Below are 20622 nucleotides of genomic sequence, written 5' to 3' on the forward strand. Positions count from 1 at the left end.
GCGTGTGCCGCCACCTGGCCTACCTCGGACCGGCCGTGACGCTGTCGTCGCTGGTCCTCGAGCCGCAGCACTCGTTGCTGCGGCAGTCCTACGCACCCGCGGACATGCGCGGCGGTGGCACCGTGAACGCCGACGGTTTCGGCGTCGGCTGGTACGCCGGGGACGGGGCCGTCCGCTACCGCAGCGCGTCGCCGATCTGGTCGGACACGGCGTTCACGGCGCTGGCCGGGGTCACCTCCTCCACGGCGGTGCTGGCCGCGGTGCGGTCGGCGACCACCGGGATGCCCGTCACCGATACGGCCGCGGCGCCCTTCAGCGACGGGCGGTGGCTGTTCAGCCACAACGGCGTCGTCCGCGGCTGGCCGCAGGCGGTGGCCGCCCTGGCGGCGGCCCTGCCCGTCGTCGACCTGATGACGCTCGACGCCCCCACCGACGCCGCGCTGCTGTGGGCGCTGGTCCGGGACGGGCTCCGCGGCGGGGCCGACCCCGCGACGGTGCTGGCCGGCGTCGTCACCGCCGTGGCGGCGGCCGCCCCGGGGTCGCGGCTCAACCTCCTGCTCACCGACGGCGCGACGATCTGGGCCACCGCCTGGGACCACGCGCTGTCGGTCACCACCTCCGACGCGACGGCCCTCGTCGCGTCCGAACCCACCACCGACGCTCCATGGACCGAGGTGCCCGCCCGGCACCTGCTGGTGGCCCGCCCGGGTCGCCACCGCTTCACCACGCTCTGAGACAACGGGAGTCCGATGAGCAGCGCCCTTCTCGACATCCACCTGACCGAGCACGACGCCGACGCGGCCCTGCGGGCCGACGCGCGTGCCGGTCTCACCGCGAACCCCAAACAGCTGCCGCCCAAGTGGTTCTACGACGCGCGCGGCAGCGAGCTGTTCGAGCAGATCACCGGGCTGCCCGAGTACTATCCGACCCGCACCGAGCGCGCCCTGCTGGAGCGCAGCGTCGACGAGATCGCGGTCGCGTCCGGGGCCGACACGCTCGTCGAGCTGGGCTCCGGCTCGTCGGCGAAGACCCGCGTACTGCTCGACGCGTTCGCCCGCGCGGGCACGCTGCGCCAGTACGTGCCGCAGGACGTCAGCGAGTCGGCGTTGCGGCTGGCGATGGACGCGCTCGCCGTCGAGTACCCGGATCTCGAGCTGCACGGCGTGGTCGGCGACTTCACCAAGCACCTCGACCGGCTGCCCCGCGGCCGCCGCCGGATGGTGGCGTTCCTGGGCGGGACGATCGGCAACCTCGTCCCGGCCGAGCGTGCCGCGTTCCTCACCCAGCTCCGCTCGGTGCTGCAGCCCGGCGAGCAGCTGCTGCTCGGCACCGGTCTGGTGATCGACGAGAAGGTGCTCGTCGCGGCCTACGACGACGAGGCCGGCGTCACCGCGGAGTTCAACCGCAACGTGCTGCACGTGCTCAACCGCGAGCTGGACGCCGACTTCGCCCCCGAGGCGTTCACGCACGTCGCGGTCTGGGACGTCGAGCACGAGTGGATCGAGATGCGCCTGCGGGCGCAGCGGGCGATGACCGTGCACGTCCGCGGCCTGGACCTCACCGTCGAGTTCGCGGCGGGGGAGGAGATGCGTACCGAGATCTCCGCGAAGTTCCGGCCCGGTGGCGTGCGCGGGTGGCTGGAGGCCACGGGCTTCGAGTTCACCCGCAGCTGGACCGACCCCGACGCCCGTTTCGCGCTGACCCTGGCGACAGCCGTCTGACCCCCACCCCGCGAGTCGGCACTTCACAGCGCGCGAGTCGGCGCTTCTCCGAGGGCGAGTCGACGGTTTTCCGGGCGGAGGATGCGCGGGAACCTGCGCGACTCGCGGGCGGGAATCTGCCGACTCGCGGGGTGGGTAGGGTGCGTTTCGTGAGCAGCGGCGACTGGCGTGATGACGGGGTGCGGGTCATCCCGCCCGACGCACTGGACGGCAACACCCCGCAGACCCCCGGGATGGAGCGCGCCGCCGCCGTCACGCACGGGCGGGTGGGGGCGCAGAAGCTGTGGGCCGGCACCGTCACGATCCACCCGGGCGCCCGCACCGGGGCCCACCACCACGGTGAGCTGGAGAGCGTCATCTACGTGGTGCGCGGGCGGGCCCGGATGAAGTGGGGCGAGAACCTCGAGTTCACGGCCGAGGCCGGGCCGGGAGGGTTCATCTTCGTGCCGCCGTTCGTGCCGCACCAGGAGATCAACGCCCTCGACGACGAGCCGTTGGAGTGTGTGCTCACGCGCAGCGGGCAGGACCCGGTCGTCGTGAACCTGGACATCGACGGCGTCACCGATCCCGAGACCGTCGCCTGGGTCGATCCGGGTCACCCCGCGAGGCAGTAGTCCGGCAGGTCGATACCGCCGGCCTTGGCGAACTGCTTCTCCAGGATCCCGCGCATCGGCCAGCGGGTCATCGAGCGCATCGTGAGCGCGCCCAGGCGGATCGCGAGCGCGCTCGTCGGGGCGTACCCGCCGATGCCGCCGGGTGGCAGCTCCTGGCCGGTGGTGACGTAGGGCCGCAGGACCCGCTCGTAGCGGTCGAACGCGGAGTGGTGGTCCGCCCGGGCCGCCAGCTCGCCGGCCAGGACGTACGCCCCGACCAGCGCCAGGCTCGTGCCGAGTCCGGTGAGCGGGGTCGGGCAGTACCCGGCGTCGCCGAGTAGCACCACACGCCCGTTCGACCAGCGGTCGAGGTGCACCTGGCCCACCGAGTCGAACGCGAAGTCCGGTGCGGCGCGCATGGCGTCGAGCAGCCAGGGGACCTTCCAGCCGCCGCCGGCGAAGCGCTCGGCGAGCAGGTCCTTGTGCGCCGCGGCACCGGTGCGGGCGACGGGCGCCGAGCGGAACGAGAGCGACGCCTTGCTCTCGCCGGGCAGCCGCCCCGGCCGCAGCGAGGCCACACGGCCGCCGGGCAGGTTGTGCATCATGTACCAGCCGTCGAGGTCGCCGGCCGCCGGCGCGGTGAAGTAGGCGGTGTAGCACTCGAGCGGACGGACGCAGTCGGACTCCGGCCCGAACGCGAGCCGCCGGACCGCGGAGTGCAGCCCGTCGGCGCCGATGACGAGCCCGAACCGGCGCGGCGCGGCGTTCTCGAACGTGACGTCGACGCCGTGGTCGTCCTGGGTGATGCCGGTGATGGTGTCGTCGAAGAGGTACTCGACGTCGCCTGCGGCGTCGACCAGGAGCCGGCCCAGGTCGCCGCGCAGGATCTCGATCTCGGAGATGATCCCCTCCCCGCCGAACGCGTCGGCGGGCATGGTCGCGGTGATGCGGCCGCGCCCGTCGACGTAGGCGAGCCCGCGCTGGTCCAGCGAGACGGCCCGGGCCTCGGGCATCAGGCCCATCCGCTCGATGACGGTGCGGCCCGCCCCGCGGAGGTCGACGGCCTGGCCGCCGGGACGCAGTGCGGGTGCCCGCTCGACGACGGTGACGGAGTGCCCCTGCCGGCGTAGCCAGTACGCGATGGCGGGGCCGGCGATGCTGGCGCCGGAGATGAGTACCTCGGTGGTGTCCATGCGGGCTAGAGTACGTCGTACGCTAGAAAGCAGGCAAGCATTCGTGCAGGTCAGAGCGTTGTCTGCACTAGTGCAGGCCAGGACGCGGCGGGTTGAAAGCCGTGCGACCAGGCACGCAGGTGAACTAGTACACCGGAGGAATCGTGGTCGATCGTGAGGCGCCGCCCTACGCGCGGATCGCCGCGGAGCTGCGCGGGCGGGTCGAGCGGGGGGAGCTCGTGCCGGGCGACCGGATGCCCTCCACCCGCGAGATCAGCCGGACGTGGGGCGTGGCCATCGCCACCGCCACGAAGGTGATCACCGCTCTGCGTCAGGACGGGGTGGTCCGGACCGTGCCCGGCGTCGGTACCGTGGTCGCCGCGCCGAGCACCACCCGGCCGCCTCGTCGTCGCGCCGAGCCGGCGGCGGGCCTGACGGCCGGCCGGATCGTCGCCGCCGCGGTCGCGATCGCCGACGCCGAGGGTCTCGACGGGCTGTCGATGCGCCGGGTCGCCACCGACCTGGGGGCGGGGCCGATGTCGCTGTACCGCCACGTCGCCGACAAGGACGACCTGCTGCTGCAGATGATGGACGCGGTGATGCGGCAGGAGTGGCAACCGCCGGCGAGGCCGCCCGCGGGCTGGCGGGCCCAGCTCGAGCTGGCGGGGCGCACGCTCTGGACGGCGTTCCGGCGCCATCCCTGGCTGGCGCCCGCGCTGTCGCTGACCCGGCCCCAGCCGGTCGCCGGCGGCATGGCCTACACCGAGTGGGTGCTCACCGCCCTCGACGGCCTCGGACTGGACCTCCCGGCCATGTTCGACGTGCACCTGACGGTGTTCAACTACGCCCGCGGCACCGCGGTGAACCTCGAACCCGAGGCCGCCGCCCAGGCGGTGACGGGTCTGGACAACGAGCAGTGGATGGAGACCCAGGAGGCCGCACTGCGGTCGATCGTGGGCACCGGCGACTTCCCGCACTTCGAGCGGATCCTGTCGATGGACTTCGATCTCGACCTGGACGTGATGTTCGAGCGCGGCCTGGGCTACCTGCTCGACGGGCTGCGCGTGGCGCTCGACACCCCGAACCGGGGCGCCGTCCCGCCGCTGTAGTTGTACTGTGCTAACCGTTATAGCCGTACAACGATCGAGGTTCCCGTGCCCGACCTGAGCCGCCGCCGGCGGATGCTCGTCCTGGCCATCTGCTGTTCGAGCCTGTTCGTCGTGAGCCTCGACAACACGATCGTCAACCTGGCCCTGCCGTCGATCCAGCGGGACTTCGGCGCGTCGGTCTCGGCCCTGCAGTGGACCATCGACGCCTACACGCTCACCATCGCGTGCCTCCTGATGCTGGCCGGCTCCACCGCCGACCGGATCGGCCGCCGGCGGGTGTTCCAGACCGGGCTCCTGCTGTTCGGCCTGGGCTCGCTGCTGTGCAGCCTGGCGCCGGACGTCGGCTCGCTCATCGGGTTCCGGGCGCTGCAGGCGATCGGTGGCTCGATGCTCAACCCCGTGGCCATGTCGATCATCACGAACACGTTCACCGACCGGCGGGAGCGCGCCAAGGCCATCGGCGTGTGGGGCGCCGTGATCGGCGGGAGCATGTCGCTGGGCCCGGTGGTCGGCGGCGTCCTCGTCGACTCGGTCGGTTGGCGTTCCATCTTCTGGATCAACGTGCCGATCGTGCTGGCGGCCGTGGTGCTGGCCGCGCGGTTCGTGCCGGAGTCCCGGGCGCCGCGGGCGCGCCGGTTCGACCCGTACGGCCAGGCGCTGGTGGGGCTGGTGCTGGGCGGGCTCACGTTCGGGGTCATCGAGGGCCCCGGACACGGCTGGGGCTCCCCGCTGATCGTCGGATGCTTCGTGGTGGCCGTGGTGTCGGCGGTGCTGCTCGTCGTGGTCGAGTCGCGGCGTCGCGATCCGCTCATCGATCCCCGGTTCTTCCGCAGCGCCCCGTTCTCCGCCGCCACCGTCACGGCGGTGGCCGCGTTCGCCGCCCTGGCCGGGTTCCTGTTCCTCAACGCGCTCTACCTGCAGGACGTGCGCGGGTTCAGCCCGCTGCACGCCGGCCTGCTGACGCTGCCGATGGCCCTGATGGCGGGCCTGCTGCCGGTGGTCTCCGGTCGGCTCGTCGCCAGCCGGGGCCCGCGCATCTCGTTGCTCGCCGGGGGAGCGGGACTCACCCTCGGCGCGCTGATCCTGCTGATGACGATCGAGGCCGACACCCCGATCGGCATGCTGATCCTGGCCTACGCCGTCTTCGGCATCGGGTTCGGCATGATCAACGCTCCGATCACCAACACGGCCGTCTCCGGCATGCCGATCAGCCAGGCCGGCGTGGCGTCGGCCGTCGCGTCGACGAGCCGCCAGGTGGGCTCGGCGCTGGGCGTCGCGGTGCTGGGATCGCTGGTCACCGCGCGGATCAGCGGACCGATCACGACCGGCTTCGCCGACGCCAGCCGCATCGGCTGGGCTGTGATGGTGGGCTGCGGTCTCGTGATCCTCGTGCTCGGCGTTGTCGGGACCGGGAACTGGGCCCGTCGGACGGCCGCCGACACGGCGGAGCTGTTCGAGAGCCCCGCCCCCGAGCCGGTGGGGGCCCGGTGACGGACGGAGCCGCCCAGCGCGTGTGGGCGGCGATGCGCGCGCTCGTGACCGAGGACGACCGCCGCGCGGAGGTCTGCGCGGCACTGGGCATGAGCTTCTTCCGGATCAAGGTGCTGCGCCGCATCGCCGCCGAACCGACGACGGGCGGCCTGCTCGCCGAGCGGCTGGGCTCCGATCCGCCGTACGTCTCGGTGGTGGTCGAGGACCTCGTGCAGCGGGGCCTGGTCGTCCGCACGCCCGACGCCACCGACCGCCGGCGCAAGGTGCTGTCGGTGACGGCGGCGGGGGAGCGGACCGCCCGGGAGGCGGAGGCGCTGCTGGCCACGCCGCCCCGCGCGCTCACGGATCTCCCGGCCGAGCACCTGGCGGACCTGGACCGCGCCCTGGCGGGTGTCCTGGTGCCCTCGCCGGAGTCGTGAGCGGATATCGGTGCTCCCGCACCGATATCCGCTCACGATCGGGTCTTCCCCGATGTCAATGAAACATTGACGCCTTCGCAACGTCGTCGAAACGACGACATCACCGACGCCCGGAGAAACGAAACGGCGGGCGCCGCCGGCCGGAGCCGGGGACGCCCGCCGTCAGCGGAGCAGGGGGAGAGGTGCTACGCGCGCAGCATGCCGCGCAGCACGTACTGCAGGATCCCGCCGTTGCGGTAGTAGTCCGCCTCGCCGGGGGTGTCGATGCGGACGACCGCGTCGAACTCGACGACGGTGCCGTCGGCCTTCGTGGCCTTCACCGCCACGGTGCGGGGCGTGGAGCCGTCGTTCAGCTCGGTGATGCCGCTGATGTCGAACGTCTCGGTGCCGTCGAGGTGCAGCGACGTCGCCGACTCGCCCGCCGGGAACTGCAGCGGGATGACGCCCATGCCGATCAGGTTCGAGCGGTGGATGCGCTCGAACGACTCGACGATGACGGCCTTGACGCCCAGGAGCGCGGTGCCCTTGGCCGCCCAGTCACGGGACGAGCCGGATCCGTACTCCTTGCCACCCAGCACGACCAGCGGGATGCCGGCGGCCGCGTAGTTCTGCGCCGCGTCGTAGATGAACGACTGGGGGGCGTCGGCCTGGGTGAAGTCGCGGGTGTAGCCGCCCGAGACGTCGTCGAGCAGCTGGTTCCTCAACCGGATGTTGGCGAAGGTGCCGCGGATCATCACCTCGTGGTTGCCGCGCCGCGAGCCGAAGGAGTTGAAGTCTCCTCTGTCGATGCCGTGGTCGGTGAGGTACGTAGCCGCCGGGGTGCCGGGCTTGATGGCGCCGGCGGGGGAGATGTGGTCGGTGGTGACCGAGTCGCCCAGCAGGGCCAGCACCCGCGCGCCCGAGATGTCGACGACCGGCGACGGCTCCGGCGACATGCCCTCGAAGTACGGGGGCTTGCGCACGTAGGTGCTCTGCGCGTCCCAGTCGAAGGTCTTGCCCTCCGGCGTGGGCAGGCTCCTCCAGCGCTCGTCGCCCGCGAAGACGTCGGCGTAGTCCTTGGTGAACATCTCCTGGCTGATCGAGTTGTCGATCGTGTCCTGGACGTCCTTGGCCGACGGCCAGAGGTCCTTCAGGAAGACGTCGGTGCCGTGGGTGTCCTGGCCCAGGGGCTGGTTCTCGAAGTCGAAGTCCATCGTGCCCGCGAGGGCGTAGGCGATGACCAGCGGCGGCGAGGCCAGGTAGTTCATCTTGATGTCCGGGTTGATCCGGCCCTCGAAGTTGCGGTTGCCCGAGAGCACCGAGACGACCGAGAGGTCGGCCTCGTTGATGGCCGCGGAGATCTCGTCGGAGAGCGGGCCGGAGTTGCCGATGCACGTGGTGCAGCCGTAGCCGACGAGGTGGTAGCCGAGCTTCTCCAGGTACGGCCAGAGGCCGGCCTTCTCGTAGTAGTCGGTGACGACCTTGGAGCCCGGGGCCATCGACGTCTTGACCCACGGCTTGACCGTGAGGCCGCGCTCGACGGCGTTCTTCGCGAGCAGCGCCGCGCCGAGCATCACCGACGGGTTGGACGTGTTGGTGCAGCTGGTGATCGAGGCGATGACGACGGCGCCGTGGTCGAGCGTGAACTCGCCGCGGGTCTCGGAGACGACCTTCGTCGGCTTCGACGGGCGGCCCTCGCAGCCCTCGGCCGCGGAGAACAGCACCGGCTTCTCGTCGGCGCCGCTGCCCGGGGCGGGCGGGTCGCTGGCGGGAAAGGACTCCTTCTCCGACTCGTCGACGCCCACCGGGGCGCCCTCGGGGTCGTCGGTGTAGTCGTGCACCGACTTGCGGAACGCCGACTTCGCGTCGGTCAGCTCGATGCGGTCCTGCGGGCGCTTGGGGCCGGCGATGGACGGGACGACGGTGCCCAGGTCGAGCTCGAGGGTCTCGGAGAACACCGGCTCGCGCTTCGGGTCGTGCCAGAGGCCCTGCTCCTTGGCGTAGGCCTCGGTGAGCTCGAGCTGCTCGGTGGGGCGACCCGTCAGCTTCATGTAGCGGATGGTCTCCTCATCGATCGGGAAGATCGCCGCGGTGGAGCCGAACTCCGGGCTCATGTTGCCGATGGTGGCGCGGTTGGCCAGCGGCACCGCGCCGACGCCCTCGCCGTAGAACTCCACGAACTTGCCGACGACGCCCTGGCGCCGCAGCATCTCGGTGATCGTCAGCACGACGTCGGTGGCGGTGGCGCCGGCCGGGATCTCGCCGACGAGCTTGAAGCCCACGACCTTCGGGATGAGCATCGAGACGGGCTGGCCGAGCATGGCCGCCTCGGCCTCGATGCCGCCGACGCCCCAGCCCAGCACACCCAGGCCGTTGACCATGGTGGTGTGGCTGTCGGTGCCGACGAGCGTGTCGGGGTAGGCCTGCCCGTTGCGGGTCATCACGACGCGTGCGAGGTGCTCGATGTTGACCTGGTGCACGATGCCGGTGCCCGGGGGGACGACCTTGAACTCGTCGAACGCGCCCTGACCCCAGCGCAGGAACTGGTAGCGCTCCTTGTTGCGGCTGTACTCGAAGTCGACGTTGCGCTCGAACGCGTCGGGGGTGCCGAAGACGTCGATGATCACCGAGTGGTCGATGACCAGCTCGGCGGGCGCCAGCGGGTTGACCTTCGCCGGGTCGCCGCCCAGCTCGGTGACGGCCTCGCGCATGGTGGCCAGGTCGACGACGCAGGGAACGCCGGTGAAGTCCTGCATGATCACGCGGGCCGGCGTGAACTGGATCTCGGTGTCGGGCTCGGCCGTGGGGTCCCAGCCGGCGAGCGCGCGCACGTGGTCGGCCGTGACGTTGGCGCCGTCCTCGGTGCGGAGCAGGTTCTCCAGCAGGACCTTCAGGCTGAACGGCAGGCGCTCGGCGCCCTCGACGGCAGAGAGCCGGAAGATCTCGTGCTCGGCCCCGCCGGCCTGGAGCGTCCCCCTCGCGCCGAAGCTGTCTGTGCTGGTCACTCTGTGTCCTCCTGAAGCGGTGGTGGGCGCGTCGGTGGGTCTCGCGGGCGAGTCTCGCGCACCGGCTCCCGCCAGCACCGTGGACCCCCGTTGCCGCAAACAGTACGCTCGTACTGTGAAGACGTCGAGTCGGGGACGGCTACCCCATGTGGTGGAAATCGTCGATCCCCGCGTGTCCCGACCCGGCGGACGGCGGTCCGGCTGACAGAGTGCGGACGCTCGTCATGATCATGCGTCGGTGGGAGGCTCCGGGTGCGGCGGTACGGACGTCTCTGCGTGCTGGCCGTGCTCGTCGCGATGATCGGGATCATGCCCCCGCTGGGCCTCGCCGGAGTGCCCGGCACGGCCTTCGCGCAGCCCCCGACACCGCCGCCCCCGCCCAACCCGACCAACGGCGACCTGCAGCAGAGCAAGGCCACGGTCGCGCAGCGGGCCGCCGCGGTGGCGTCCCTGACCTCCCGGCTCGCGGGCCTCGACGCGAAGGTCGATGACCTCCACCTGCAGCTGACGGCGCAACAGGAGGTCGCCAACCAGGCCTTCGTCGACATGCAGAGCGCGCAGGCCGCCGCCGATGCCGCCAGCAGGAAGGCGGCCGACGCGCGTATCGCCACCGCGGCCGCCGGTAGCGCGATCGACAATGCCCGGGCCCAGCTCGACGCGTTCCTGGTGGCGCAGTTCCAGAACGGGCCCGACACGGGACCGCTCGGCCTGCTCACCAGCGCCACCGGCCCCCAGGACCTCATCGACCGGGCGGGCCTGGCCAACGTGGTCGCCGCCCAGCAGCAGCAGGCACTGGACAGCATGGAACGGGCGCGGGTCGCCAAGGCCAACGCCGACTCGCTGGCGCGCGCCGCCGAGGACGACGCGCGGGCCGAGGCGGACCGCGCGACCCGGGCGAAGACGGCCGCCGACGGGGCGGTCGCCACCGTCCAGGCCCAGACCCGCGCGCAGATCGCACAGCTGCAGCAGGTGCAGGCCCAGCGCGACGACGTGAACCGGCAGCTCGGTGCGGCGGAGGCCGCGGACGCCGGCCTGCGCGACCAGCGCGCCCGTTTCCTCACCTGGCAGCAGCAGCAGGCCGAGGCCGAAGCCGCCCGGCAGCGCGCCGCGGCCGCCGCGGCCGCCGCCAGGGTCGCGCAGGCGGCCCCGTCCGGTGGCCCCGCTCGCGCCCCGGTCCGGGCCTCCGGCTCCGTCGCGACCGTGATCGACCGGGCGATGTCGCAGCTCGGGGTGCAGTACGCCTGGGGCGGTGGCACGCGGTCCGGTCCGTCCCGCGGCATCCGCGACGGCGGCGTCGCCGACAGCTACGGCGACTACAACCGCATCGGGTTCGACTGCTCCGGCCTGATGATCTACGCCTTCGGCGGTGTCGGCATCTCCCTGCCGCACTACAGCGGCTACCAGTACACCTCCGGCCAGCAGGTGCCGGTCTCGCAGCGCCGGCCGGGTGACATGCTCTTCTACGCCGAGGGCGGCGCGATCGGGCACGTCGCCCTCTACATCGGCGATGGCCGGATGATCGAGGCGCCCTACTCGGGCAGCGCCGTCCGCGTCGTGCCGATGCGCTACGGGGGGCTCATGCCCTACGTCACCCGGATGCTCTGAGGCGCCCTTTCACCGTCGTCATACGGGACGCGGTGTCAGATGGCCGCGTGAGCGTCGACGAGTCCGTCCCCAGCCCGGCCACCGAGGGCGAGCGCCTCGAGCGCGTCGTCTTCGAGATCAAGCGCGTCATCGTCGGGCAGGACCGCCTGGTCGAGCGGATGCTCGTCGGCCTGCTGGCCAAGGGCCACCTGCTGCTGGAGGGCGTGCCCGGCGTCGCGAAGACCCTGGCCGTCGAGACCGTCGCGAAGGTCGTCGGGGGCTCGTTCTCGCGCCTGCAGTTCACCCCCGACCTCGTGCCCGCCGACATCCTCGGCACCCGGATCTACCGCCAGGGCCGCGAGGAGTTCGACGTCGAGCTCGGCCCGGTGGTGGCCAACTTCGTGCTCGCCGACGAGATCAACCGCGCGCCGGCCAAGGTGCAGTCGGCCATGCTCGAGGTGATGGCGGAGCGGCACCTGTCGATCGGCGGCAGGACCTTCCCGATGCCCGATCCCTTCCTGGTGCTGGCCACCCAGAACCCCATCGAGAACGAGGGTGTCTACCCGCTGCCCGAGGCCCAGCGGGACCGGTTCCTCTTCAAGATCATCGTCGAGTACCCGGGCGTGGAGGAGGAGCGGGAGATCGTCTACCGGATGGGCGCCGAGCCGCCGGTGGCCACCCAGGTGATCGACCCCGCGGAGCTGGTGCGGCTGCAGGGGGTGGCGTCGAGGGTGTTCGTGCACCACGCCCTCGTCGACTACGTGGTGCGCCTGGTCGTCGCCACCCGGACGCCGGCGGAGCACGGCCTGGCCGACGTCGCCGGCTGGGTGTCCTACGGCGCGTCCCCGCGCGCCACGCTCGGCATCGTCGCGGCGGCCCGGGCCCTGGCCCTGGTGCGCGGGCGCGACTACGTGCTCCCGCAGGACGTGCTGGACGTGGCCCCCGACGTGCTGCGCCACCGCCTGGTGCTCTCCTACGACGCCGTGGCCGACTCGGTGCCGATGGACCACATCATCTCCCGGGTGCTGGCCACCGTCCCGCTCCCGCAGGTGACGGCCCGCCCGGCCCAGTACACGGCCGCCGGCCAGCCCGGATGACGCCAGTAGCCAACCCGCCCTCCTTCCGGGACGGGCGGATGGAGGCCTCGCTGCGCGCGCTCGAGCTCACCGTGCGCGGGCGGCTCGACGGGCTGCTGCAGGGCAACCACGTCGGGCTCGTGCCGGGCCCGGGCAGCGAGCCGGGGGAGGCGCGCGCCTACCAGCCCGGCGACGACGTGCGCCGGATGGACTGGGCCGTCACCGCCCGCACCACCGAGCCGCACGTGCGCCAGACCGTGGCCGACCGCGAGCTGGAGACGTGGGTGGTGCTCGACCTGTCGCCCAGCCTCGACTTCGGCACCGCCACCTGCGAGAAGCGCGACCTCGCCATCGCCGCGCTGGCCGCCGTCACCCACCTCACGCGCGGCGGCGGCAACCGGGTCGGGGCCGTCGTCGCCACCGGGGAGAGGACGGTGCGCCTGCCGGCGCGCGGGGGGCTCACCTACGCCCGCGGGTTGTTGCGGACGGTCGCGGCCACCCCGCGGGCGCCGGAGGGCACCCGCGGCGACCTCGCCGCGGCGATCGAGCAGCTGCGCCGACCGCCCCGGCGGCGCGGCCTGGCCGTCGTGATCTCCGACTTCCTCGGCGAACCCGACTGGGAGCGGCCGCTGCGCGCGCTCTCGGCCCGCCACGAGCTGCTGGCGATCGAGGTGCTCGATCCCCGGGAGCTGGAGCTGCCCGACGTGGGCACCGTCGTGCTGGCCGACCCCGAGACGGGCCGCCAGCGCGAGGTGCAGACCACGCCGCTGCTGTGCCGCGAGTTCGCGGCCGCCGCGTCCGAGCACCGCGACCGGGTGGCCACCGCGCTGCGCCGCTCCGGTGCCGCGCACCTGACGCTGCGCACCGACTCCGACTGGATCGCCGACATCGTGCGCTTCGCGCTGGCGCGCAAGCGGGCGTGGTCGGGGGGAGGACGGTAGATGTTCTCCCAACCCTGGTGGCTCCTGGGGCTGCTCGTGGTGGCCGCCCTCGTCGTCGCCTACGTCGTGCTGCTGCGCCGCCGGCGCCGTGACGTCGTCAAGTTCACCAACCTCGCCCTGCTCGACTCCGTCGCCCCGAAACGGCCCGGCTGGTACCGCCACGTGCCCGCGGCGGCGCTGATGGTGGCGCTGGCCGTCCTGACCGTGGCGCTGGCCGGCCCGCAGGCGGAGGCGAAGGTGCCGCGCAACCGCGCCACCGTGCTGCTGGTGATCGACGTGTCGCTCTCCATGCGCGCCACCGACGTCCAGCCGAGCCGTCTCGCCGCGGCCCAGGCCGCCGCCAAGGCGTTCGCCGACCAGCTCACGCCGGGCGTCAACCTCGGGCTCGTGTCGTTCGCGGGCACGGCGGCCGTGCTGGTCTCGCCGACGGTGGACCGCGAGCCGGTGAAGCGCGCGATCGACGGTCTCAAGCTGGCGGAGGCCACGGCCACGGGCGAGGCGATCTTCGCGGCGATGCAGTCGGTGGAGACGTTCTCCCAGGCCCTGGCCGGTGGCTCCGCCGACGGGCCGCCGCCCGCGCGGATCGTCCTGATGAGCGACGGCGGGCAGACGGTGCCCAGCGGGCCGGACGCCAAGAACCTGCCACGCGGTGGTTACACCGCGGCGCGGGCCGCGGCGCAGGCCAAGATCCCGGTCTCCACGATCTCGTTCGGCACCGACTACGGGTCGATCGAGCTGGACCCCGACAAGCCGCCGGTGTCCGTCGCGGTCGACGACGACTCGCTGCGCACCATCGCACAGCTCTCCGGCGGCCAGTTCTACAAGGCCGCGAGCGAGCAGGAGCTGCGGCAGGTGTACTCGCAGCTGGGGGAGCAGATCGGCTACGAGGTGCGGCAGGTCGACACCAGCCGGCCGTGGCTGGCCGGGGGAGCACTGCTGCTCGTCGTCGGGCTCGGCTCCGGGATCGTCCTCGGGAGGCGCTTTCCGTAGGGTTGCGCCCCATGGGACCCAAAGAGGGTGGACGCAGCGTGCTGGTGACCGGAGGAAACCGCGGGATCGGGCTGGCGATCGCCACCGCCTTCGCCGCGCAGGGTGATCAGGTGGCGGTGACGCACCGGGCGCCTGTCGACGGCCTGCCCGGTGAGCTGCTGCCCGTGCAGTGCGACGTCACCGACGTCGACGCCGTCGATGCCGCGTTCTCGGAGGTCGAGGACAAGCACGGCCCGGTGCAGGTGCTGGTGTCCAACGCCGGCATCACCGACGACGGGCTGCTCATGCGGATGAGCGAGGACTCCTTCACGAAGGTGATCGACGCGAACCTCACCGCCGCCTACCGGGTGGCCAAGCGGGCCTCGCGCGGCATGCTCAAGGCCCGCGGCGGCCGGATGGTGTTCGTCTCCAGCGTCGTCGGGCTGCTGGGCTCGGCCGGCCAGGTCAACTACGCGGCCTCCAAGGCGGGCCTGGTGGGCCTGTCGCGGTCGATCGCCCGCGAGCTCGGCTCCCGCGGCATCACCGCCAACGTGGTGGCGCCGGGGTTCGTCGACACCGACATGACCCGCGCGCTGCCCGACGCCCGGCGCGAGGAGATCCTCAAGCAGGTGCCGCTGGGCCGGTACGCGACCGTCGAGGAGGTCGCCGCCGCCGTCACGTGGCTCGGCTCGGACGCCGCCGGATACGTGACGGGCGCGGTGATCCCGGTCGACGGCGGACTGGGCATGGGTCACTAGCGTCCCGGCGGGTCCGGGGCGCTCCACTAAGGTCACCTTTCATGGGACTTCTCGAGGGCAAGCGCCTGCTCATCACCGGTGTGATCACCGACGCGTCGCTCGCGTTCCACGCGGCCAAGGTCGCGCAGGAGCAGGGCGCGCAGGTGGTGCTCACCGGTTACGGACGCATGCGGCTCGTGGAGCGCATCGCGCAGCGGCTCCCGCAGCCCGCGCCGGTGGTGGAGCTCGACGTCTCCGACCAGGCGCAGCTCGACTCCCTCGTCGAGCGGGTCTCCCCGCACCTGGGCGACGCCCCGCACCTCGACGGCGTGCTGCACTCGATCGGCTTCGCCCCGCCGTCGTGCCTGGGCGAGGGGGCGTTCATGAACGCGCCGTGGGAGGACGTGGCCACCACCATCCAGGTGGGCGCGTACTCGTTCAAGTCGCTGGCCACCGCGCTGCTGCCGCTGATGGGTCCGGGTGGCTCGGTCGTGGGCATGGACTTCGACAACCGCCAGGCGTGGCCCGCGTACGACTGGATGGGCGTCGCGAAGTCGACGCTGGAGTCGGTCTGCCGCTACCTCGCCCGTGACCTCGGCCCCCAGGGCATCCGGGTCAACCTCGTGGCCGCCGGCCCGGTCAGGACCATGGCCGCCAAGTCCATCCCCGGCTTCGCCGCGTTCGAGGACGCCTGGGACGGCCGCGCCCCGCTGGGCTGGGACGTCACCGACCCGGTGCCGGTGGCCAAGACGGTGTGCGCGGTGCTGTCGGACTGGCTGCCCGTCACCACGGGGTCGATGGTGATGGCCGACGGAGGGTTCCACGCGATCGGCGTGTGACTCACGGCGGGAAGGCCCGGTCGCGGCGCCGGGCCACCGCCGCCGGGACCGGCGGATCGACGACGTCGTCGGCGCACGGCAGGTAGTTCCGGTGCCGGGAGGCACGCACAGCCACCCCGCTCCCGAGGCCGTTTCGGGGAATCGGTGGGAGGATCATCGGCGTGCACTCCACGGTCGACGCCCTGCTCGTCCTGTCCTTCGGTGGCCCGGAGGGCCCCGACGAGGTCCGCCCCTTCCTCGAGAACGTGACCCGGGGGCGGGGGATCCCGCCGGAGCGGCTCGACGCCGTCGAGGAGCACTACCAGCACTTCGGCGGCGTCTCCCCGATCAACGCCCGCAACCGCGAGCTGATCGCGGCCGTTCGGGATCGCACCGACCTGCCCGTCTACTTCGGCAACCGCAACTGGCACCCGCTGGTGGAGGACACCCTCGCGTCGATGGTGTCCGACGGCGTGCGGAACGCGCTCGTGTTCGCCACGAGTGCGTACGGGGGCTACTCCGCCTGCCGCCAGTACGACGACGACATCGCCCGCGCCCGCAAGGCCGTCGGTGACGCCGCCCCGCAGCTGACCAAGCTGCGCCACTTCTTCGACCACCCCGCGTTCGTCGCCGCCAACGCCGACGCCGTGCGCGCCGCTCAGGCCGAGGTCGCGCCGGGCGCGCGGCTGGTGTTCACGGCCCACTCCATCCCGACGTCCGCCGACGCCGCGGCCGGTCCTCCCGAGGAGGGCGGCCACCGCTACTCGAGGCAGGTCGCCGAGGCGGCCCGGCTGGTGGCGGCCGAGGTCGGGGCGGCGGAGTACGACGTGGTGTGGCAGTCGCGTTCAGGCCCCCCGCAGGTGCCGTGGCTGGAGCCCGACATCGTCGACCACATCGACGCCCTCCACGCCGCCGGCGTCACGGACGTGGTGATCTCGCCGGTCGGCTTCGTCTCCGACCACGTCGAGGTGGTGTGGGACCTCGACAACGAGGCGAAGGAGCGGGCCGCCGAGCTGGGCATGGGCTTCGCGCGGGCCGCCACCGCCGGGCCGGACCCGCGGTTCGCCGACATGGTGGTGGAGCTGATCGACGAGCACCGCCACGACGGCGCGCCCCGCCGGTTGAGCGAGGTCCCGGGCGCGGGCTGCACCGTCAACGGTGCGCCGTGCGCGGTGGACTGCTGCCTGCCGCCGAAGCGCCGGGGCCGCCCGGCCTCCTGACGCCGCGCCCGCCTCCGGGGCGGGAGCGCGGGCTACTCCGGGACGGCCGTGTACGCCGCCGTGGTGCGCTCGGCCGCCGCGCGGGCCGCCCCGGGGTCGGTGCCCGCAGCCGCGCTCGCCTCGCCCCAGGCCGTGCTCGCCGCGGTGATGAACCGGAGGCCGTCGGGGGAGGCGAACCAGGCCAGGGCCTCGGCGGGGTCGACGGTGACGCCGCCACCGGTCAGGTGCAGGTACAGGCCGATGAACGCCATGTCGTAGCCCAGGCCGACGGCGCCGGGCCCGAACTGTGCCCACAGCTCGTCGTCGACGTGGGCGATGTGCTCGAGCTCGAAGCGGGCGCCGTCGGACGTGGGGGAGACGCGGACCTCGATCCAGCTCACCTGCCCGCCGTACTCCCAGGTCGCGGAGAACGCGGTGGGCGGGTCGCAGGTGAGGACGGTGCCGTTCGCGTTGCCCTCCAGCTGGTACTGCCCGCCGACCCGCAGCTCGCCGCTGACCGGCAGGAACCAGCGCGGGATCCGCTCGGCGTTGGTGCAGGCGTCCCAGAGGTCGTCGGCGTCGGCCTTGTAGGTCTGGCTGATCGTGACCGTCCGGGCCTCACCGGCGTCGAGGGTGCGGGAGCCGACCGCGCGGGAGACGGCGTTGATCTGGTGGGTCACGTCGATCATGAGGGGTGGTCCTTTCGTCGGCGGCCGCGGGCCAGCTCGGTGGCCAGCGCGTCCAGGTGCGGGGTCCAGAAGCGGCGGAACGGGTCTAGCCAGGCGTCGACGTCACGGAGCGGCTCGCTGCGCACGGCGTAGAGCCGTCGTGTGCCCTCCGGGCGAACGGTGGCGAACCCGTTGTCCCGCAGCACCTTCAGGTGCTGGGAGACCGCGGGTTGGCTGATCCCGAACTCGTCGCGGATCGTGGTGGTGAGCTCCCCGGAGCTCTGCTCGCCGGCCGCGAGCAGCTCCAGGATCCTGCGGCGGACCGGATCACCGAGGACGTCGAACGCGTGCACCCGGCGACTATAGAAGTAGAGGCTTATACAAGTCCAGCTTTTATCTTTCGGCCGCTGCCGGCCCGGGGTGTCCTCGCCGCGAGCAGGGCGCAGACGTTGCCCGGCGGGACGAAGTACGGCCGGCGGGTGCGCTTGATCGTCTCGGTGGTTTCCGGGTCTGCCTCGTGCGCCAGGCGGCGCACCTCGCGGCGGACCTCCTGCTGCCAGGCCGGCAGCGCGTCGATGTCAGGTGGGATCAGGAGGGACGTCGACGCCGGCTGCCGCTTCCCGACACGCCTGGGCCACCGCGGCGGCGACGGCGTCCGCGGCGGTGGTGTCGCGGGTGCGCAGGCCGCGGTCGTAGTGCTGGGTGGTGGCGATCGTCGCGTGGCCGACGTCGGCCTGCACGTGCTGGATACGGGCGTCCTGCTCGAGCGCGATGGTGACGTAGGCGTGGCGCAGGGCGTGCGGGTGCACGCGGTCGGCCACCCCGTCGAGCTCGGGGCCGGCGGTGGCGGCGATCCGGCGCAACCGGGTGTAGAGGTCCACCCGTGAGCAGCGTCCGCCCTCGCGGGTGGCGAGCATCGGCTCGGAGCCCGCGGTGGTACGGCCCCGGCGGGCGGGGGTGGCGGCGCCGTCGTGACGGTCGCGTTCGGTCAGGTACGCGCTGAGCGCCTCGCCCACGAGGGCGGTGACGTAGACCTCCCGGTGCAACCCACCCTTGCCGAGCACCCGCAGCACGTCGTCGCCGCCGGATCGGCGCAGGTCGGCGCGGTCCAACCCGGTGATCTCCGAGATGCGCAGGCCCAGCGTCAGCAGCGCGACGAACGCGACCTCGCGCCGGGCGTAGAGCTCGGCGCGGCGCCCGCGCACCGTCGGCCGCGCCGCGGAGCTGAGCAGGGCCGCGACCTGCCCGGCCGTGAGCCGCACGGTGGGGGAGGCGTCGCGGGCGCCGGCGGTGAGCCCGAGCCGCGCCCGGTTGAGGGCGGCGGGGTTGGCGGCCACCACCCCGGTCTCGGCGAGGTGGCCGTAGAGGGCCGACAGCGTGGAGAGCATCCGCTGCCGGGTGCGGCGCTGGGCCCCGGCGGCGTCGAGGGCGTGCAGCCATGCCTTCACATGGGTGCCCGTGGCGGCACGGGGGTCGAGCGGGATGCGGGCACACCAGCGGAACCAAGCCAGGTCGTGCAGCGGCCCGGCCGGTGCGGCGGGCGGGCGCCGGGCCGACGGCACCGGGGCCCGGTCCACCCACGAGACCGGCAGACCGAGCGCGTAGGCGTAGGTGCGGCGGGTGCCGGCGTTGGCGTACTGGGAGAACCAGTCGGCGAGCTGGGCGCGCAGCGCGTCGGGATCGTCGACGCCGGGCCAGTCGACGGGCTCGACGGGGGCGGGCAGCGACTCGAACACCGCCAGCGCGTCGGCGCTGCTCACCCCAGCGTGACCGGCAGCGCGTCCGTGCCGAAGACGAACGACAGCTTGCGGTAGGTCAGGTCGTCGGTGGCGAGCGCGATGGCGGGGAAGCGGCGCAGCAGCTTCGGGTACGCGGTGCGCAGCTCCATGCGGGCGAGCTCGGCGCCGACGCAGCGGTGGATCCCGTAGCCGAAGGCGAGGTGCGGACGGGAGGCGCGCGTCGGGTCGAACCCCTCGAGGCCGGGTACGCCGTCGCGGTTGGCGCCGGAGAGGGAGCTCAGCACGATGTCGCCGGTGAGGATCTTCTGCCCGCCCACCTCGACGTCCTCGGTGGCGAAGCGGGGGAACGCGACCTGCACGACGGTGAGGTAGCGCAGCAGCTCCTCGACGACCGGGTCGATGGCGTCGTCGCGCTCGATCAGGGCGGTCCGCGTCTCCGGGTGCTGCAGCAGCACGATCGCGCCCAGGGCCAGCATGCTGGCCGTGGTCTCCAGGCCGCCGGTAAGCAGGCCGTCGGCCAGCCCCGCGAGCTCCTCGTCGGTGATGTCGTCGCCGTGGTCCTTGACCAGCATGCCGAGCATGCCGTCGCCGGGCTCGGCCCGCTGCCGCTTGACCATGTCGCGCAGGTAGGTCATCGACTCCGAGATCGCGCCGAGCGTGCCACCGACGCCGCCGAGCAGGTCGAAGCGGGTGGTGGAGAGACGCTGGAAGTCGGTCCGGTCCTCGTAGGGGACACCGAGCAGCTCGCAGATGGCGAGCGAGGGGATCGGCAGGGCGAAGCGCTGCACCAGGTCCACGGGGTCGCCGGACCGGGCGGCCTCGGCCATCTCGTCGAGCTGGCCGTCGACGATGGCGTCGATCCGCGGGGCGAGACGGCGCAGCCGGTGGCCGGTGAACTCCGGTGTGAGCATCTTGCGCAGGCGCGTGTGGTCGGGCGGGTCGGTGAAGCCCAGGCCGCCGGGGTTCTGGTCGGCGGTGATGCCGACGGTGCCCACGAGGTGGCTGAAGTCGCTGCTGAACGTGGTGGCCGCACCCAGGACGGCCCTGGACTCCGCGTAACCGGTGACGAGCCAGGCCCGCAGGCCCAGCGGAAGTTTGAGCTGACTGACCGGTTCGCGGGAGCGCAGCTCGCCGAGGTCGGCGACGGGATCGAGCCCGTCGCGCTGCAGCGGGACGAGAGCCGAGTCGGGAAGCATCGACAGCAGCGCGTCGGGCGATCCCTTCCCGCGCCGTCGCCACATCACGAGTCGTGCCAGGAGGTTGACGATGCGTCCGCGGGCCCCGCGCATGCCGTCGACTCTAGTCAGGGGCCTCTCCTGCCCCTCCCCTCGGTCAGCTGCTCACCAACGAAACGCAGGTTTCGCTGGTCGGGGTTGCGATAAACCATACAAAGAACCTGTTG

General features: G+C 72.8%; 19 protein-coding genes. 13 read left to right on the forward strand and 6 right to left on the reverse strand.

Annotation, left to right across the window (positions count from 1 at the left end; all coding sequences use genetic code 11):
• Positions 1 to 2: 2 nt before the first annotated feature.
• From egtC to BGP03_RS32135, 3 genes are all read left to right on the forward strand, one after another.
• Positions 3 to 734 (forward strand): ergothioneine biosynthesis protein EgtC, encoded by a 732-nt coding sequence (gene egtC, locus BGP03_RS32125; RefSeq protein WP_296376267.1) that lies wholly within the window; start codon positions 3 to 5, stop codon positions 732 to 734.
• Between the two features lie 15 nt (positions 735 to 749).
• Positions 750 to 1721 (forward strand): L-histidine N(alpha)-methyltransferase, encoded by a 972-nt coding sequence (gene egtD / locus BGP03_RS32130; protein WP_296376265.1) that lies wholly within the window; start codon positions 750 to 752, stop codon positions 1719 to 1721.
• A gap of 149 nt (positions 1722 to 1870) precedes the next feature.
• Positions 1871 to 2335: a cupin domain-containing protein gene (locus BGP03_RS32135; protein WP_296376263.1), complete on the forward strand. Its 465-nt coding sequence runs from the start codon at positions 1871 to 1873 to the stop codon at positions 2333 to 2335.
• Here BGP03_RS32135 and BGP03_RS32140 read toward each other — a convergent pair.
• Entirely contained in the window at positions 2317 to 3507 is a 1191-nt protein-coding gene (locus BGP03_RS32140; protein ID WP_296376261.1) for an FAD-dependent monooxygenase, read from the reverse strand. The genes BGP03_RS32135 and BGP03_RS32140 overlap by 19 nt on opposite strands.
• A gap of 143 nt (positions 3508 to 3650) precedes the next feature.
• Here BGP03_RS32140 and BGP03_RS32145 point away from each other — a divergent pair, with 143 nt between their 5' ends.
• From BGP03_RS32145 to BGP03_RS32155, 3 genes are read left to right on the forward strand one after another with little or no spacing between them, the layout of a single operon-like run.
• Entirely contained in the window at positions 3651 to 4595 is a 945-nt protein-coding gene (locus BGP03_RS32145) for a TetR/AcrR family transcriptional regulator C-terminal domain-containing protein (RefSeq protein WP_298796276.1), read from the forward strand.
• Between the two features lie 45 nt (positions 4596 to 4640).
• Positions 4641 to 6086 carry an MFS transporter gene (locus BGP03_RS32150; RefSeq protein WP_298796274.1) on the forward strand — a complete coding sequence of 482 codons (1446 nt, stop codon included), beginning with the start codon at positions 4641 to 4643 and terminating at the stop codon, positions 6084 to 6086.
• Positions 6083 to 6505, forward strand: coding sequence for a MarR family transcriptional regulator (locus BGP03_RS32155; protein WP_298796272.1), 423 nt, complete (start codon positions 6083 to 6085; stop codon positions 6503 to 6505). Before BGP03_RS32150 ends, BGP03_RS32155 begins: the two co-directional genes overlap by 4 nt.
• Before the next feature lie 185 nt (positions 6506 to 6690).
• Here BGP03_RS32155 and BGP03_RS32160 read toward each other — a convergent pair whose 3' ends face one another.
• The gene (locus BGP03_RS32160; protein ID WP_296376252.1) at positions 6691 to 9489 is read right to left on the reverse strand and encodes an aconitate hydratase; all 2799 of its coding nucleotides are present in this window, start codon (positions 9487 to 9489) and stop codon (positions 6691 to 6693) included.
• A gap of 252 nt (positions 9490 to 9741) precedes the next feature.
• Here BGP03_RS32160 and BGP03_RS32165 point away from each other — a divergent pair, with 252 nt between their 5' ends.
• From BGP03_RS32165 to BGP03_RS32195, 7 genes are all read left to right on the forward strand, one after another.
• Positions 9742 to 11094, forward strand: a complete 1353-nt coding sequence (locus BGP03_RS32165; protein WP_298796271.1) for an NlpC/P60 family protein — start codon at positions 9742 to 9744, stop codon at positions 11092 to 11094.
• A 47-nt stretch (positions 11095 to 11141) separates the two neighbouring features.
• Positions 11142 to 12170 (forward strand): MoxR family ATPase, encoded by a 1029-nt coding sequence (locus BGP03_RS32170; RefSeq protein WP_296376248.1) that lies wholly within the window; start codon positions 11142 to 11144, stop codon positions 12168 to 12170.
• Positions 12167 to 13090: a DUF58 domain-containing protein gene (locus tag BGP03_RS32175; protein ID WP_296376246.1), complete on the forward strand. Its 924-nt coding sequence runs from the start codon at positions 12167 to 12169 to the stop codon at positions 13088 to 13090. The genes BGP03_RS32170 and BGP03_RS32175 overlap by 4 nt, the downstream gene beginning before the upstream one ends.
• On the forward strand, positions 13091 to 14080 hold the full coding sequence (locus BGP03_RS32180; protein ID WP_296376245.1) for a VWA domain-containing protein: 990 nt from the start codon (positions 13091 to 13093) through the stop codon (positions 14078 to 14080).
• An 11-nt stretch (positions 14081 to 14091) separates the two neighbouring features.
• Positions 14092 to 14817 carry a beta-ketoacyl-ACP reductase gene (locus BGP03_RS32185; RefSeq protein WP_296376243.1) on the forward strand — a complete coding sequence of 242 codons (726 nt, stop codon included), beginning with the start codon at positions 14092 to 14094 and terminating at the stop codon, positions 14815 to 14817.
• Positions 14818 to 14858: 41 nt separating this feature from the next.
• Positions 14859 to 15635 carry an enoyl-ACP reductase FabI gene (fabI, locus tag BGP03_RS32190; RefSeq protein WP_296376241.1) on the forward strand — a complete coding sequence of 259 codons (777 nt, stop codon included), beginning with the start codon at positions 14859 to 14861 and terminating at the stop codon, positions 15633 to 15635.
• A gap of 161 nt (positions 15636 to 15796) precedes the next feature.
• Positions 15797 to 16834 (forward strand): ferrochelatase, encoded by a 1038-nt coding sequence (locus BGP03_RS32195; RefSeq protein WP_298796267.1) that lies wholly within the window; start codon positions 15797 to 15799, stop codon positions 16832 to 16834.
• A 32-nt stretch (positions 16835 to 16866) separates the two neighbouring features.
• On the opposite strand, the gene BGP03_RS32200 is transcribed toward BGP03_RS32195, so the two are convergent.
• The 4 genes from BGP03_RS32200 to BGP03_RS32215 all read right to left on the reverse strand — a co-directional run bounded on the left by BGP03_RS32200 (position 16867) and on the right by BGP03_RS32215 (position 20461).
• Entirely contained in the window at positions 16867 to 17502 is a 636-nt protein-coding gene (locus tag BGP03_RS32200) for an SRPBCC family protein (protein WP_296376237.1), read from the reverse strand.
• Entirely contained in the window at positions 17499 to 17834 is a 336-nt protein-coding gene (locus BGP03_RS32205) for a metalloregulator ArsR/SmtB family transcription factor (RefSeq protein ID WP_296376235.1), read from the reverse strand. The genes BGP03_RS32200 and BGP03_RS32205 overlap by 4 nt, the downstream gene beginning before the upstream one ends.
• Before the next feature lie 225 nt (positions 17835 to 18059).
• The gene (locus BGP03_RS32210; RefSeq protein ID WP_296376233.1) at positions 18060 to 19241 is read right to left on the reverse strand and encodes a tyrosine-type recombinase/integrase; all 1182 of its coding nucleotides are present in this window, start codon (positions 19239 to 19241) and stop codon (positions 18060 to 18062) included.
• Positions 19238 to 20461: a cytochrome P450 gene (locus BGP03_RS32215; RefSeq protein ID WP_296376320.1), complete on the reverse strand. Its 1224-nt coding sequence runs from the start codon at positions 20459 to 20461 to the stop codon at positions 19238 to 19240. The genes BGP03_RS32210 and BGP03_RS32215 overlap by 4 nt, the downstream gene beginning before the upstream one ends.
• Between the last annotated feature and the right edge of the window lie 161 nt (positions 20462 to 20622).

The organism is Pseudonocardia sp. 73-21 (genome assembly GCF_001899645.1).
Taxonomy (GTDB): domain Bacteria; phylum Actinomycetota; class Actinomycetes; order Mycobacteriales; family Pseudonocardiaceae; genus Pseudonocardia.